This window comes from Klebsiella terrigena (assembly GCF_012029655.1).
GTDB classification, from domain to species: domain Bacteria; phylum Pseudomonadota; class Gammaproteobacteria; order Enterobacterales; family Enterobacteriaceae; genus Klebsiella; species Klebsiella terrigena.
In genome coordinates, this window is the sequence record NZ_CP050508.1 from 5,364,720 (window position 1) to 5,378,150 (window position 13,431).

The 13,431-nt window shown below is 57.1% G+C and carries 14 protein-coding genes; 3 read left to right on the forward strand and 11 right to left on the reverse strand.

Annotated elements, in window-relative coordinates; genetic code table 11:
* Positions 1-5: 5 nt before the first annotated feature.
* Positions 6-1,169: an acetyl-CoA C-acyltransferase FadA gene (gene fadA, locus HCK03_RS25130; protein WP_167692342.1), complete on the forward strand. Its 1,164-nt coding sequence runs from the start codon at positions 6-8 to the stop codon at positions 1,167-1,169.
* Between the two features lie 234 nt (positions 1,170-1,403).
* Here the strand turns inward: fadA and fre are convergent, their stop codons facing one another.
* Entirely contained in the window at positions 1,404-2,105 is a 702-nt protein-coding gene (gene fre, locus HCK03_RS25135; protein ID WP_041143526.1) for an NAD(P)H-flavin reductase, read from the reverse strand.
* A 55-nt stretch (positions 2,106-2,160) separates the two neighbouring features.
* Positions 2,161-3,630, reverse strand: a complete 1,470-nt coding sequence (gene ubiD / locus HCK03_RS25140; protein ID WP_041143525.1) for a 4-hydroxy-3-polyprenylbenzoate decarboxylase — start codon at positions 3,628-3,630, stop codon at positions 2,161-2,163.
* 177 nt (positions 3,631-3,807) lie between these two features.
* Here ubiD and rfaH point away from each other — a divergent pair, with 177 nt between their 5' ends.
* On the forward strand, positions 3,808-4,296 hold the full coding sequence (gene rfaH / locus HCK03_RS25145) for a transcription/translation regulatory transformer protein RfaH (protein ID WP_041143524.1): 489 nt from the start codon (positions 3,808-3,810) through the stop codon (positions 4,294-4,296).
* A gap of 8 nt (positions 4,297-4,304) precedes the next feature.
* On the opposite strand, the gene tatD is transcribed toward rfaH, so the two are convergent.
* From tatD to udp, 9 genes are all read right to left on the reverse strand, one after another.
* Positions 4,305-5,099 (reverse strand): 3'-5' ssDNA/RNA exonuclease TatD, encoded by a 795-nt coding sequence (tatD, locus tag HCK03_RS25150; protein ID WP_166793764.1) that lies wholly within the window; start codon positions 5,097-5,099, stop codon positions 4,305-4,307.
* 27 nt (positions 5,100-5,126) lie between these two features.
* Entirely contained in the window at positions 5,127-5,900 is a 774-nt protein-coding gene (gene tatC / locus HCK03_RS25155) for a Sec-independent protein translocase subunit TatC (protein ID WP_041143522.1), read from the reverse strand.
* A gap of 2 nt (positions 5,901-5,902) precedes the next feature.
* Positions 5,903-6,439 carry a Sec-independent protein translocase protein TatB gene (gene tatB, locus HCK03_RS25160; protein ID WP_148251329.1) on the reverse strand — a complete coding sequence of 179 codons (537 nt, stop codon included), beginning with the start codon at positions 6,437-6,439 and terminating at the stop codon, positions 5,903-5,905.
* A 3-nt stretch (positions 6,440-6,442) separates the two neighbouring features.
* Positions 6,443-6,694, reverse strand: coding sequence for a Sec-independent protein translocase subunit TatA (gene tatA, locus HCK03_RS25165; RefSeq protein WP_041143520.1), 252 nt, complete (start codon positions 6,692-6,694; stop codon positions 6,443-6,445).
* A gap of 131 nt (positions 6,695-6,825) precedes the next feature.
* A complete protein-coding gene (gene ubiB / locus HCK03_RS25170; protein ID WP_041143519.1) occupies positions 6,826-8,466 on the reverse strand; it encodes a ubiquinone biosynthesis regulatory protein kinase UbiB in 1,641 nt (546 codons plus the stop codon).
* Positions 8,463-9,068 (reverse strand): ubiquinone biosynthesis protein UbiJ, encoded by a 606-nt coding sequence (ubiJ, locus tag HCK03_RS25175; RefSeq protein ID WP_167692343.1) that lies wholly within the window; start codon positions 9,066-9,068, stop codon positions 8,463-8,465. The genes ubiB and ubiJ overlap by 4 nt, the downstream gene beginning before the upstream one ends.
* A 13-nt stretch (positions 9,069-9,081) precedes the next feature.
* Positions 9,082-9,837 carry a bifunctional demethylmenaquinone methyltransferase/2-methoxy-6-polyprenyl-1,4-benzoquinol methylase UbiE gene (ubiE, locus tag HCK03_RS25180; protein ID WP_115193810.1) on the reverse strand — a complete coding sequence of 252 codons (756 nt, stop codon included), beginning with the start codon at positions 9,835-9,837 and terminating at the stop codon, positions 9,082-9,084.
* Between the two features lie 70 nt (positions 9,838-9,907).
* On the reverse strand, positions 9,908-11,356 hold the full coding sequence (gene rmuC / locus HCK03_RS25185) for a DNA recombination protein RmuC (RefSeq protein WP_123550848.1): 1,449 nt from the start codon (positions 11,354-11,356) through the stop codon (positions 9,908-9,910).
* Between the two features lie 141 nt (positions 11,357-11,497).
* Positions 11,498-12,259 (reverse strand): uridine phosphorylase, encoded by a 762-nt coding sequence (udp, locus tag HCK03_RS25190; RefSeq protein ID WP_041143515.1) that lies wholly within the window; start codon positions 12,257-12,259, stop codon positions 11,498-11,500.
* 267 nt (positions 12,260-12,526) lie between these two features.
* On the opposite strand from udp, the gene HCK03_RS25195 reads away from it, so the two are divergent.
* Entirely contained in the window at positions 12,527-13,342 is an 816-nt protein-coding gene (locus tag HCK03_RS25195; protein WP_123550846.1) for a dienelactone hydrolase family protein, read from the forward strand.
* Positions 13,343-13,431: the final 89 nt, after the last annotated feature.

Below are 13,431 nucleotides of genomic sequence, written 5' to 3' on the forward strand. Positions count from 1 at the left end.
TCACAATGGAACAGGTTGTCATTGTCGATGCAATTCGTACCCCGATGGGCCGTTCAAAAGGCGGCGCGTTTCGCCACGTTCGTGCGGAAGACCTCTCCGCACACCTGATGCGTAGCCTGCTATCGCGCAATCCGGCGCTCGACGCGACCACGATTGACGATATCTACTGGGGCTGCGTACAGCAAACGCTGGAGCAGGGTTTTAACATCGCACGTAACGCTGCGCTGCTGGCGGAGATCCCGCACTCGGTACCCGCGACAACGGTTAACCGCCTGTGCGGTTCATCGATGCAGGCGCTGCACGATGCGGCGCGCATGATCATGACCGGCGATGCGAGCGTATGCCTGATTGGCGGCGTGGAGCATATGGGCCATGTCCCGATGAGCCACGGCGTCGATTTCCACCCGGGCCTTAGCCGTAACGTCGCCAAAGCGGCCGGCATGATGGGCCTGACGGCAGAAATGCTGGCGCGTCTTCACGGCATCAGCCGCGAAATGCAGGACCAGTTTGCCGCACGCTCCCACGCTCGCGCATGGGCTGCGACGCAATCCGGCGCCTTTAAAAATGAGATTGTCGCCACGGGCGGTCACGACGCCGACGGGGTACTGAAATCATTTAACTATGATGAAGTTATTCGCCCGGAAACCACCGTGGAGGCGCTGGCCGCGCTGCGGCCCGCCTTTGACCCGGTCACCGGCACCGTCACGGCAGGTACCTCTTCCGCCCTCTCCGACGGCGCTGCCGCCATGCTGCTAATGAGCGAGAGCCGCGCCCGGGAGCTGGGGCTGAAACCCCGCGCCCGCGTACGCTCAATGGCCGTTGTTGGCTGCGATCCGTCCATCATGGGCTACGGCCCGGTTCCGGCATCAAAGCTGGCGCTGAAAAAGGCCGGACTGAGCGCCAGTGATATCGACGTTTTTGAAATGAACGAAGCGTTTGCCGCGCAGATCCTGCCGTGCATAAAAGATCTGGGCCTGATGGAGCAGATCGACGAAAAGATCAACCTTAACGGCGGTGCGATCGCCCTGGGCCACCCGCTGGGCTGCTCCGGCGCGCGTATCAGTACCACGTTAATTAATCAGATGGAGTGCAAAGACGCGCAGTTTGGGCTGGCCACCATGTGCATTGGTTTAGGTCAGGGGATTGCGACGGTATTTGAGCGGGTTTGATTAAAGAGTTAATCCCTGAATAATTCTTGCGGCATCGCGGCGGTAACCAGGTAAATCCCCGGCAGCATAGATAACTATGTGACCGGGGTGAACAAGGCCAGCCAACAAAGAGACCGCGCGAATTATGACGGGGAGGGGGTTTAGTTGCCGTTCTTCCCGCCTGTCAGGGGCGGGTTTTTTATTTCTGCAATTCACCATCAGCCGCCCCTTCCCGCAAGAACGGGGCGCCGATAATCAGATAAACGCGAAGGCATCGCCAAACAGGCGATCTTCACGCGCCTGACGCTCGTTACAGAACAGGTCGCGGGCAATTTTAGCCATCTCGAAGCGACCGGCGATGTAGATATCATGCTCCGCCAGAGTGCCGTAATCCTGCAGCACCGCGGTCAGCACGGTCCCGGAACGTCCACGCCACTCCTCTTCCGGCTGTTCAACAACCGGCTCGATGCGCAGGCCAGGATGCTCAATGCTCAGCGCTTCCAGCTCAGACAGATCGTAGAGGTGCTTCGCCTCGCGGCCGCCCCAGTAGATGGCAATATCACGATTCGGATTGCGGGCCAGAGCCGTTAACAAAATGGAACGCACGTATGAAAAACCGGTTCCCCCGGCAATGAGAATGAGCGGACGATCCTCATCTTCACGCAGCCAGGCTTCGCCATGCGGGATATCAACCTCAATCTCACGCTCTTTCAGGATGCGATCCATGACCGCCATCGCATACAGATTTAGCTCAGAAGCGCCGATATGCAGTTCAATAAACTCCTGTTCCGCTGGCGTAGAGGCCATAGAGAACGGACGCTTATCGCGCTCATCCATTACCACCATCAAATACTGGCCGGCGCGGAAAGAGAAAGCCGCTTCTGGCACTAATCGAACGCGATACACGGTATCGGTAATCGCCTCCACCGAGGTCACTTTACAGCTTAAGGTTGTCATGCGTCCCCTCTGTCGGGTCTATAGAGCAAAACAGCGGCGTTAGCCCCGCTTACTGTTATTTAAAGATAGCCAGCTCGTCCCAGATGGCGTCGACGCGCGCCGTCACCTCAGGATCTTTTTTGATTGGGCGACCCCATTCTCGCTGGGTCTCGCCTGGCCATTTGTTTGTGGCATCCAGCCCCATTTTTGAACCCAGGCCGGAAACCGGCGAGGCAAAATCCAGATAATCAATTGGCGTATTTTCTACCAGTACCGTATCACGAGCCGGGTCCATCCGGGTAGTAATCGCCCAGATCACATCGTTCCAGTCGCGTGCGTTAACGTCATCATCGCAGACAATAACGAATTTGGTGTACATAAACTGGCGCAGGAAGGACCATACGCCCATCATCACCCGTTTAGCATGTCCGGCGTACTGTTTCTTCATCGTGACGACCGCCAGGCGGTAGGAGCACCCTTCCGGCGGCAGGTAGAAATCGACAATTTCCGGGAACTGCTTTTGCAGAATCGGCACAAAGACTTCGTTTAGCGCCACGCCTAATACGGCAGGCTCGTCGGGCGGTCTTCCGGTGTAGGTCGAATGGTAAATGGCATCTTCGCGTCGGGTGATATGGGTCACCGTAAACACCGGGAAGCTGTCCACTTCATTGTAATAGCCGGTATGATCGCCATACGGCCCTTCCGGCGCCATTTCACCTGGCTCAATATACCCTTCCAGCACAATTTCAGCGCTGGCGGGCACTTCCAGATCGTTAGAAATACACTTCACGACTTCCGTTTTCGTTCCGCGCAGCAGGCCGGCGAAAGCGTACTCTGAAAGGGTATCGGGAACCGGCGTCACTGCCGCAAGGATGGTCGCCGGGTCGGCGCCAAGCGCCACGGAGACCGGGAAACGCTCTCCCGGATGCGCCGCACACCACTCCTGGAAATCCAGCGCGCCGCCGCGATGGGATAGCCAGCGCATAATCAGCTTATTTTTGCCAATCAGCTGCTGGCGATAGATGCCCAGGTTCTGCCGCTCCTTATGCGGGCCGCGGGTGACCGTCAGCCCCCACGTAATCAGCGGCGCGGCATCATCCGGCCAGCAGGTCATAATCGGGATCTGCGTCAGGTCGACGCTCTCGCCTTCGATAATTTTCTGCTGACAGGGAGCGCCGCGCAGGCGCTTAGTCGGCATGTTCAGTACCTGCTTGAACTGCGGCAGCTTATCGAAGAGATCGCGAAAGCCTTTTGGCGGCTCAGGTTCTTTGAGGAAAGCTAACAGCTTGCCCACTTCCCGCAGCGAGCTAACGTCTTCCTGCCCCATGCCCATCGCCACGCGCTTAGGCGTGCCAAACAGATTACACAGCACCGGCATGGTGTAACCTTTAGGATTTTCAAATAGCAGAGCCGGGCCGCCGGCACGTAAAGTGCGATCGGCAATTTCGGTGATTTCCAGATGAGGATCGACCGGCAGGGATATCCTTTTCAGTTCCCCCTGCTGCTCCAGTAATGTCAGAAAGTCGCGTAGATCGTGGTATTTCATGGAGTTGTTATTGACCTCTATACAGGCGGCTGATTATACGGTGTTCGCCGGTGCCATGCTGTACTTTTGTTAAATTAGCGTGAAAGAATATAGAATTTTAGTTTTCACTTATAATGGCTTTCGCGATCGCTCCAGGCTTTTGTTATGCTTGCTACTAATCGAGTGGAAAGAGTTATTATGCAAGCCTGGTATTTACTGTATTGCAAGCGTGGGCAGCTTCAGCGCGCCCAGGAACATCTCGAACGGCAGGCGGTCAATTGCCTGATGCCGACGATCGCACTGGAAAAAATCGTCCGCGGTAAACGCACTACGGTCAGCGAACCCCTGTTCCCTAACTATCTGTTTATCGAATTCGATCCGGAAGTTATCCATACCACGACCATTAGCGCTACGCGCGGCGTGAACAGCTTCGTTCGTTTTGGCGCCCAGCCGGCTACCGTACCGTCGGCGGTTATCCATCAGCTCTCTATCTATAAACCGGAAGGCATTACGGACCCGGAAACGCCGCATGGCGGCGATAGCGTGCTGATTACCGACGGCGCGTTCGAAGGCCTGCAGGCAATCTTCAGCGAGCCGGATGGCGAAACTCGCTCTATGCTGCTGCTGAACCTGCTTAACAAGCAGGTGCTGCAGAGCGTCAAAAATACCGATTTCCATAAAATCTGACGGCGCGGTTAAAAGCGAACGCCAAAGAGCGTTCTGGCGTTGGCGTCCGTCACCTCCTCCAGCCGCTGAGCCTCCTCGCCGCGCCAGCCCGCAACTCGGGTCAGAATGTGCGGCAGGTGCACGGGCTCATTGCGCCGGGAATTGGGTTTAGGGCTCAGGTCTCGCGGCAGCAGATAGGGCGCATCGGTCTCAATCAGCAGGCGATCGGCCGGGATTTCCGTCAGCAGATTGCGCAGCTCGAGGCCGCGACGCTCGTCGCATACCCAGCCGGTGATCCCGATATACAAACCTCTCTCCAGACACGCGCGTACTTCATCACGACTGCCGGTAAAGCAGTGCAGCACGGCTCCGGGCAGCTTATCCAGCCACGGCGCGAGCAGCGTCAGAAAGCGCTCGTGGGCGTCGCGGCAGTGCAAAAATACCGGCAGAGAAAGCTCGGCCGCCAGCGCCAGCTGGGCGCTAAACGCCGCTTCCTGCTCCGCCGGAGTCGAAAAGTTGCGGTTGAAATCGAGGCCGCATTCACCGATTGCCACCACTTCCGGCCTGCGTGCCAGCTCGCCGATCGCCACCGCGACCGACTCCGTCCAGCTGCTGCTGTCATGCGGGTGCACGCCTGCAGTTGACCAGCAGCGGGAATAGCGCCGCGCCATCTGCTGCGCCTGTTCGCTTTCATGAAGATTGGTACCGGTCAGCAGCATGCCGGTCACGCCGGCTGCCTGAGCGCGGGCAACGACCTCATCACGATCGCGAGAAAACTGTGAACTGGTCAGATTTACGCCAATATCAAACATCGCCCCTCCCATATGACAACCGCCCTGACGGGCGGTTAGTTACTCTTCTTTACTGCCCGCCTCTTCGGCGGCGGCATCTTCATCGCGCGTCAGGCGTTTTCCGGTGTAGAAGCGGGCGAAGAAGACCCCAACTTCAAACAGGCAGTACATCGGAATCGCCAGCAGCGTTTGCGAAAATACGTCCGGCGGCGTCAGCAGCATACCCACAACGAAGGCGCCGACCAGCACATAGGGCCGTTTCTTGCGCAGATCGTCCGGCGTGGTGACGCCCATCCAGCACAGCAGCACGATGGCCACCGGCACTTCAAACGAGACGCCAAAAGCGATAAATAACGCCATGACGAAGTCGAGATAGCTGCGGATATCGGTGGAGACCTGCACGCCTTCCGGTGCCGCGTGCGTCAGGAAGCCAAACGCCAGCGGGAACACCACAAAGTAGGCGAAGGCCATACCGATGTAGAACAGCAGCGTGCTGGAGACCAGCAGCGGCATCACCAGCCGGCGTTCATGCTTATACAAGGCCGGCGCCACAAACGCCCAGACCTGATAAAGAATGACCGGCACCGACAAAATGACCGAGACCATAAATGTCAGCTTGATCGGCGTAAAGAAAGGAGAGGCTACGTCCGTGGCGATCATCGTCGCGCCAACCGGCATCTGCCGGATAAGCGGGGCCGAAACCAGCTGATAGATGTCGTTGGCAAAGTAAACCAACGCCAGAAAAATCACCAGAATCGCGAGAATGCTGTTGATCAGACGCTTACGCAGCTCAATCAGATGCGAAATTAGCGGTTGAGTATCGTCTACGCCCATGTTTACGGTTTATCACTCGATGCGGGGGAGGAATCGGTAGCTTTTACGGCAGCCTTTTCTTTGGCTTCAGGAAGCTCATTCGACGGCGTCAGCGGCTCATCGACAGCGCTGGCTGGCGCATGAACCGGTGCGCTGGCCTGGTGTTCAGCCGTCGCTGGCGTGATGTCCTGGCGCTGTTCTTCGCTGCCTTTCACCACCGGGTTATGGATAGTGTTCGCCTCGTCGCTGGCCTTCTCAGGATCGTGCGCGGAATAGGAGCGTTTCATGGATTCGGCGGCTTCACGCAGCTCGTCCATTGAGGCCTTCAGCTCAGGCGTCAGGTTATCCAGGCTCGCCTTTTCGACTTTCTTCAGGCTTTCCTGAAACTCCTGCAGTTTTAGTTCCTGAGTGATCTCATTTTGCACGGTGGCCGCCAGCGACCGCAGCGTGCGGATCCAGCTAGCCACCGTTTTTACCGCTACAGGCAGTCGCTGTGGCCCCAGTACGATGAGGCCAATCACAAACACCAGCAGTAGTTCACTAAAACCGATATCGAACACGAATTACACCTGCTCTTTGTCGTGGCGTTTTGTCTCGTCTTTTTTCGCATCATCCTGCTTGTCAGCGATAGATTTCGCCGCAAAATCCGCGTCCGGAGTTCCGTTCTCAGGCTTTTCATCATCACTCATCGCCTTTTTAAAGCCTTTGATTGATGCGCCTAAATCCGACCCCAGCGAGCTCAGCTTTTTTGTCCCAAAAAGCAGAACGACGATGACGACAACAATTAATAACTGCCAGATACTGATACCACCCATACACATTCCCCTATGACAGATGATGAATTAATGGGACGCATTATACACGTCATCCTGCGGGCTGCCTCTTCGTCAGGCCGCTCGCATGACTTCGCGCAAGAACGAATGCGCCGTGATGGAGGCCATACCGCTTAGCGCGTTTTCCGCCAGCCAATCAGCCAGGTCACAACGCCACCGGCCATTAGCCAGCCGGGCATCAGGCCCCACTCCGGCCGGTGGATAAATAACAGCGTACCGCTGAGTAACAAAACGGCGCCTATACCAAACAGATAACGGGACTCTCCCTGGCGAGCGTGTCGCACCTGGATGTCGCGGACAATCGTATCAACGCTGTGCTGCAGCTGTTTGCTCTGCTGCAGGCTCTGGTACACCAGTTCCGGTATCTCCGGCATTCTTTCAATCCAGAACGGCGCTTTTTCTTTAAACGCGCGTACCAGCGCCGGAATGCCGACCTGATCTTTAATCCACGACTCAAGGAAAGGCTTCGCCGTTTTCCACAAGTCTAACTGAGGATAGAGCTGGCGACCTACCCCTTCTACGTAAAGTAATGTCTTCTGTAGCAATACCAGCTGCGGCTGCACTTCCATATTGAAGCGTCGGGCGGTATTGAACAGGTTCAGCAGTACATGCCCAAAAGAGATTTCAGCCAGCGGCTTTTCGAAGATAGGTTCGCAGACGGTGCGGATGGCAAACTCGAACTCTTCAACGTTTGTATCCGCAGGCACCCAGCCGGAATCGACGTGCAGCTCGGCAACTTTGCGATAGTCACGGTTGAAGAAGGCGATGAAGTTTTCTGCCAGATAGCGCTTATCTTCTTTATTCAGCGAGCCCACGATACCGCAGTCAATGCCGATATATTTCGGGTTCTCCGGATGCTCATAGCTGACAAAAATATTGCCCGGGTGCATGTCCGCATGGAAGAAGCTGTCGCGGAATACCTGGGTGAAAAAGACCTGCACGCCCCGCTCTGCGAGCAGCTGCATGTTGGTGCCCTGAGCTTCCAGCGCCTCGACATCGGAAACCGGGATGCCGTAAATCCGCTCCATCACCATCATGCCTTCGCTACAGTAATCGGAGTAAACCTCCGGAACGTAGAGCATCGGGCTATCTTCAAAATTGCGCCGCAGCTGGATGGCGTTTGCCGATTCGCGCAGCAGGTTGAGCTCGTCGAGCAGCGTCTTTTCATACTCGCGCACCACTTCCTGCGGGCGCAGGCGGCGGCCGTCGGGCAGCAGGCGAGGTACCCAGCGCGCCAGGCGATAGATAAGCTTCATATCCGCTTTGATAACCGGCACGATGTCCGGGCGGATAACCTTAATCACAATCTCTTTGCCGTTCTCTTTCAGGCGCGCGGTATGCACCTGAGCAATCGAGGCGGAGGCCAGCGGCTCAATCGAGAAATCATCAAACCAGGCATCAACCGGAAGGCCGCCCATCGCCTGCTCGATCTGCTTTTTAGCCAGCTGGCCATCAAACGGCGCCACGCGATCCTGCAGGAGCGCGAGCTGATCGGCAATTTGCGGAGGAAAGAGGTCGCGACGGGTTGACAGCATCTGGCCAAATTTGATCCACACGGGCCCCAGCTCCTGCAGCGCAAGGCGTAAGCGCTCGCCGAGAGGTTTGTCTTTGTGACGATTTGGCATCCAGAACAGCGTACGCCGCCAGATACGCAGCGGCAGCGTGATACGCATTTTGGGGATCAGCTCATCGAGCCCGTAGCTCAAAAAGGTGCGGATAATAAGATACAGGCGCCGTAATTCTCCTGGCGTCATTTGCCCTCCAGCATTTCCAGCCGTTTTTCAAGCGCAGCCACGGCGCGTTCCACGGCGGCGGTCTCTTCCCCAAACCAGGCCATTTCCAGCGGGCCCGGCGCCAGACGCCACTCTTCGGTGAGCGCCTCAGCAACATACCGCTGCTGGCGCTGCGCGCCGTGCAGCAGGAAGCGAGCGCCGGTGCGGAATACTTTGCTGACGCCCTCGGCGACAATATCGCCGGTATACGGGGCCAGCAGCTCGGCGGGATCAAACTCCGCCAGATCGCACAGCGTCACCATATTCTGCACCACCTGTAGATCGCCCTGCACCTGCAGGTCACCGCTGCGGATAAGCGCGGTAAGCTGCTGACGATTGCGCAGCTGCGGCAGGACGCTCAGGCGGGTGATGATGGTACAGTCTGCTTCGCCTTCCCACGCGCCGAGCACATCGATCTGGCGCTCGCTAAAGGCCAGAACCACCGGCGTCGCCAGCTCCTGCAGCTCCACGCGCAGCACTTTCCCTGACAGACGCTGACGCGCCGGTTTTAAGGCTTTATCACGCCAGAGAAAGGTATTCAGAACCGTCTCAATACCCGCAGTTACCAGTGGTTTGAAAGGCATAGCGTCCCCCCTGTCAGAACTTATAACCGCGGTGTAACGCCACGATACCTGCCGTCAGGTTGTAGTAGTCGACGCTTTCAAAGCCCGCATCCTGCATCATGCCCTTCAGGGTGTCCTGATCGGGGTGCATGCGAATAGATTCCGCCAGATAGCGATAGCTTTCGCCGTCGCGGGCTACCAATTCGCCCACGCGCGGCAGGATATGGAAGGAGTAGGCGTCGTACGCTTTGCTCAGCGGTTCAATAATCGGTTTTGAAAACTCCAGCACCAGCAGTCGTCCGCCCGGCTTCAGAACCCGGTACATGGAGCGCAGCGCTTTTTCTTTATCGGTGACGTTACGCAGGCCGAATGAAATAGTGATGCAGTCAAAGGTGTTATCGGCAAACGGCAGCGCTTCGGCATTGGCCTGAACGTACTCAACGTTGCCGACGATGCCGACGTTGCGCAGCTTTTCGCGGCCCATTTTCAGCATTGAATCGTTAATATCGGCGAGCATGACGCGGCCAGATTCACCGACCAGGCGGGAGAATTTTGCCGTCAGGTCGCCGGTGCCGCCGGCCAGATCCAGCACGGTCTGCCCGCGACGCACGCCGCTACAATCGATGGTGAAACGCTTCCACAAACGATGAATACCAAACGACATCAAATCGTTCATCACATCATATTTCGCGGCCACAGAATGGAATACATGCGCAACCATGTCCGCCTTCTGCTCTTTGGCAACCGTCTGAAAGCCAAAGTGCGTCGTTTCTTGTGAATCCTCAACCATCTCAATGCCTGCTTGCTTATCAAGAAAATGTTCGCCGAGTGTAACAGATTTAGCGCATTTCCCATACGGTTCAACGCGGCTGAGAACCCTCGCCCGACATCGATGCAGCGGAAGGTTCGGATGAAAAACCGTTACTTTCCGATGGGTTATCATCGTCGTCCAGCCGGTATTCGTCGTCCTGGGCGGTTGCCTGTTCGACTAAGTCCGGATTAATCCCGCGCTTAACCTCCACCCCGAGGCCGCGAAAGGCTTCAGCCTGCACCAGCAGGTTGCCGCGACCGGAGGCCAGCTTTTTCATCGCCTGGCGGTAATTATCCTGCGCTTTGTCGAGGCTCTGGCCTATTGCGGACATGTCATCGACGAACAGCCGCATCTTGTCGTACAGGCGGCCCGCGCGTTCGGCAATTTTCTGCGCATTGCGGCTCTGATGCTCATAGCGCCAGAGGTTGGCTATCGTGCGTAACGCAACCAGCAGCGTGGTGGGGCTGACCAGCATAATATTGTGCTGCAGCGCTTCGCTGATAAGCTCTGGCTGGCGGTCTATCGCCAGCAGAAATGCGGGCTCAACGGGGATAAACATCAGGACGTAGTCGAGCGATCGCAGCCCCGGCAGCTGCTGATAGTCTTTCCTGCCAAGCAGGCGGATATGGCTGCGCACCGAGGCAATGTGCTCCTGCAGCGCCGCCTCGCGGGCGTAATCATCTTCAGCGTTGAAGTAACGCTCATAGGCCACCAGCGTCATTTTGGCATCAATGACCACGTCTTTTCCCTGCGGCAAACGGACGATCACGTCCGGCTGCATCCGCGAGCGGTTTTCCGTTTCAATGCTGACCTGGGTCTGGTATTCGTAGCCTTCCCGCAGCCCGGAAGCCTCCAGCACGCGGGTTAAAACCACTTCCCCCCAGTTGCCCTGGGTTTTGTTATCGCCCTTAAGCGCGCGGGTCAGGTTCAGGGCTTCCTGCGCCATCCGGGTATTCAGCTGCTGCAGATTGCGGATTTCATGGGCCAGCGTGTGGCGCTCTCGCGCCTCCTGGCCGAAGCTGTCCTGTACCTGGCGACGAAAGCCGTCCAGCTGTTCACGCAGCGGCGTCAGCAGGCCGTGCAGGCTTTGTCGATTCTGCTCATCAACCCGGCGGTTGCTGTGCTCGAAAATGCGGTTCGCCAGATTTTCAAACTGCTCGCTGAGGCGCTGTTCGCTGTTCACCATCTGGCGAACTTTCTCTTCCGCATTTAGCCGGGTGGATTCGAGGCGGGTGGTGACTTCACGGAGGTCAGCCTCCAGCGAGCTATTGATATCGCGCAGGCTGCGCAGCTCATTATTCAGCAGCTCGCACTCATCGCGCCAGTGGGCCGCCTGCACCAGCTGCTGGCGGGCCGAGCTCAGCTCAATATCCAGCTCGCGCCGCTCTTCGATGAGGTCGGCACGCGTTTGATCGGCAGCGGCCTTCGTCGCCAGCCAGCCGACGACCAGCCCTACGACCAGCGCCGCGATGGCACTTATAATAATTGAGATATCCACAACGCCCCCTGCTACTGCAACCGCCTACGGCACAAAAATAGAATTGTGCTGTACAAACGTCCAGTTTAAAAGGAATTTCCTGCGAGGCGCAGCGCAAAAAAGAGAGGCCGGGCGAGCCGGCCTTCACGATAAGGGGAGGAACTACAGCAGACGGCGGGCCGCTTCAACGACAATTTTCACCGCATGGCTTTCGGTTTGCTTCATGGTTTCGGCGTTAGGAATTTCCTGCTGGGTACGGTTAACGATAACCCCGGCAACCATCCCGGCGCGCAGGCCCTGGCTGGAGCACATGGTCAGCAGCGTGGCGGATTCCATTTCGTAGTTCATGACGCCCATCGCCTGCCACTCTGCCATCGAGCCTTTAAAACGGCTCACCACGCGACCGGAAACGGTGTCATAGCGCTCCTGGCCCGGATAGAAGGTGTCGGAAGAGGCGGTCACGCCAATATGGGTCGTTGCGCCGATTGATTTAGCCGCTTCCACCAGCGCGGTGGTGCAGGCAAAGTCAGCGACGGCCGGATATTCCATTGGCGCAAAGTGCAGGCTCGCGCCGTCAAGGCGCACGGATGCCGTGGTCACCAGCACGTCGCCAACGTTGATATTCGGCTGGATGGCGCCAGTGGTGCCGATACGCAGGAAGGTATTGATTCCCAGCTGAGCCAGTTCTTCAACGGCAATCGACGTCGACGGACCGCCGATACCGGTAGAGCATACGATCACCGGTTTGCCGTCAAGCTCGGCGCGCCAGGAGGTAAATTCGCGGTGCGATGCCAGCTTGACCGGCTTATCCATCAGCGCGGCGATCTTTTCCACACGCTCCGGATCGCCAGGGACGATAGCCAGCGTAGCCCCTTGTAAATCGTTTTTGGTGAGGCCGAGATGAAAAACATCAGACTTAGACATAAAAAACTCCTCTGTGGGTCGAATTATCAGCAGAAGCAAAACGGTACTTTACAGAAGCCATCCGCTTAATTTTGTGACACCAATCACCATGAATGAAAATCATTGCAACAATATTCCATTAAATAGTGAGTTACGTCACATTAACAAGTTATATTCACCGTGCCTGAACAAAAGATAGCCTGTTTCGGGCACTGTGATTTGTTAACGTCCGGTCTTAAGAGTCTATAGTTATCGATGCGCTAATAAATTAAGGGTACGGAGAATACCATGACCACAACCAAGCAACCCGGCTTTGCACCTGCAGCCACCCCGCACGCTTCTACCGCCGTTTATACGCCGGAAGAGAGCATTACCGCTGGAGAAACCTCGATCCCCTCTCAGGGCGAGAACATGCCGGCGTACCATGCCCGGCCGAAAAATAGCGATGGCCCGCTTCCGGTGGTGATCGTGGTGCAGGAAATTTTCGGCGTCCATGAGCACATCCGCGACGTCTGCCGTCGTCTGGCGCTGGAAGGCTATCTGGCGATCGCCCCAGAGCTGTACTTTCGCCAGGGCGATCCGAACGAGTACACCGATATCCCGACGCTATTCCAGGAGCTGGTCAGCAAAGTCCCGGACTCGCAGGTGCTGGCAGACCTTGATCATGTCGCCAGCTGGGCGGGACGTCACGGGGGCGATGCTCATCGCCTGCTGATCACCGGTTTCTGCTGGGGTGGACGCATTACCTGGCTCTATGCCGCGCATAACCCGCAGCTGAAGGCCGCCGTCGCCTGGTACGGCAAGCTGGTCGGGCAGAAAACGCTGAACTCCGCGAAGCATCCGGTGGACGTCGCCGTCGATCTTAACGCCCCGGTGCTGGGACTTTACGGCGCGAAGGATGACAGCATCCCGCAGGATACGGTAGAAACCATGCGCCAGGCGCTGCGCGCCGCCAACGCGACGGCAGAGATCGTGGTCTACCCGCAGGCCGGCCACGCGTTTAATGCCGACTATCGTGCCAGCTACCATGAAGAGTCGGCGCAGGACGGCTGGCAGCGCATGCTGGCGTGGTTTGCTCAGTATGGCGGAGGAAAGAAGGCTTAAATTTGCGCTCCCGATGAATATAAAAGAGGAGGCATCCGCCTCCTCTTTTTATTACCGCACGATCAATTTCTGCGTTACCGCTGATTTTT

Excerpts from the sequence above, each read along its gene's own strand:
- fadA (WP_167692342.1), top strand. The coding sequence starts at position 6 with ATGGAACAGGTTGTCATTGTCGATGCAATTCGTACCCCGATGGGCCGT.
- fre (WP_041143526.1), bottom strand. The coding sequence starts at position 2,105 with ATGACAACCTTAAGCTGTAAAGTGACCTCGGTGGAGGCGATTACCGAT.
- ubiD (WP_041143525.1), bottom strand. The coding sequence starts at position 3,630 with ATGAAATACCACGATCTACGCGACTTTCTGACATTACTGGAGCAGCAG.
- rfaH (WP_041143524.1), top strand. The coding sequence starts at position 3,808 with ATGCAAGCCTGGTATTTACTGTATTGCAAGCGTGGGCAGCTTCAGCGC.
- tatD (WP_166793764.1), bottom strand. The coding sequence starts at position 5,099 with ATGGGAGGGGCGATGTTTGATATTGGCGTAAATCTGACCAGTTCACAG.
- tatC (WP_041143522.1), bottom strand. The coding sequence starts at position 5,900 with ATGGGCGTAGACGATACTCAACCGCTAATTTCGCATCTGATTGAGCTG.
- tatA (WP_041143520.1), bottom strand. The coding sequence starts at position 6,694 with ATGGGTGGTATCAGTATCTGGCAGTTATTAATTGTTGTCGTCATCGTC.
- ubiB (WP_041143519.1), bottom strand. The coding sequence starts at position 8,466 with ATGACGCCAGGAGAATTACGGCGCCTGTATCTTATTATCCGCACCTTT.
- ubiJ (WP_167692343.1), bottom strand. The coding sequence starts at position 9,068 with ATGCCTTTCAAACCACTGGTAACTGCGGGTATTGAGACGGTTCTGAAT.
- ubiE (WP_115193810.1), bottom strand. The coding sequence starts at position 9,837 with ATGGTTGAGGATTCACAAGAAACGACGCACTTTGGCTTTCAGACGGTT.
- udp (WP_041143515.1), bottom strand. The coding sequence starts at position 12,259 with ATGTCTAAGTCTGATGTTTTTCATCTCGGCCTCACCAAAAACGATTTA.
- HCK03_RS25195 (WP_123550846.1), top strand. The coding sequence starts at position 12,527 with ATGACCACAACCAAGCAACCCGGCTTTGCACCTGCAGCCACCCCGCAC.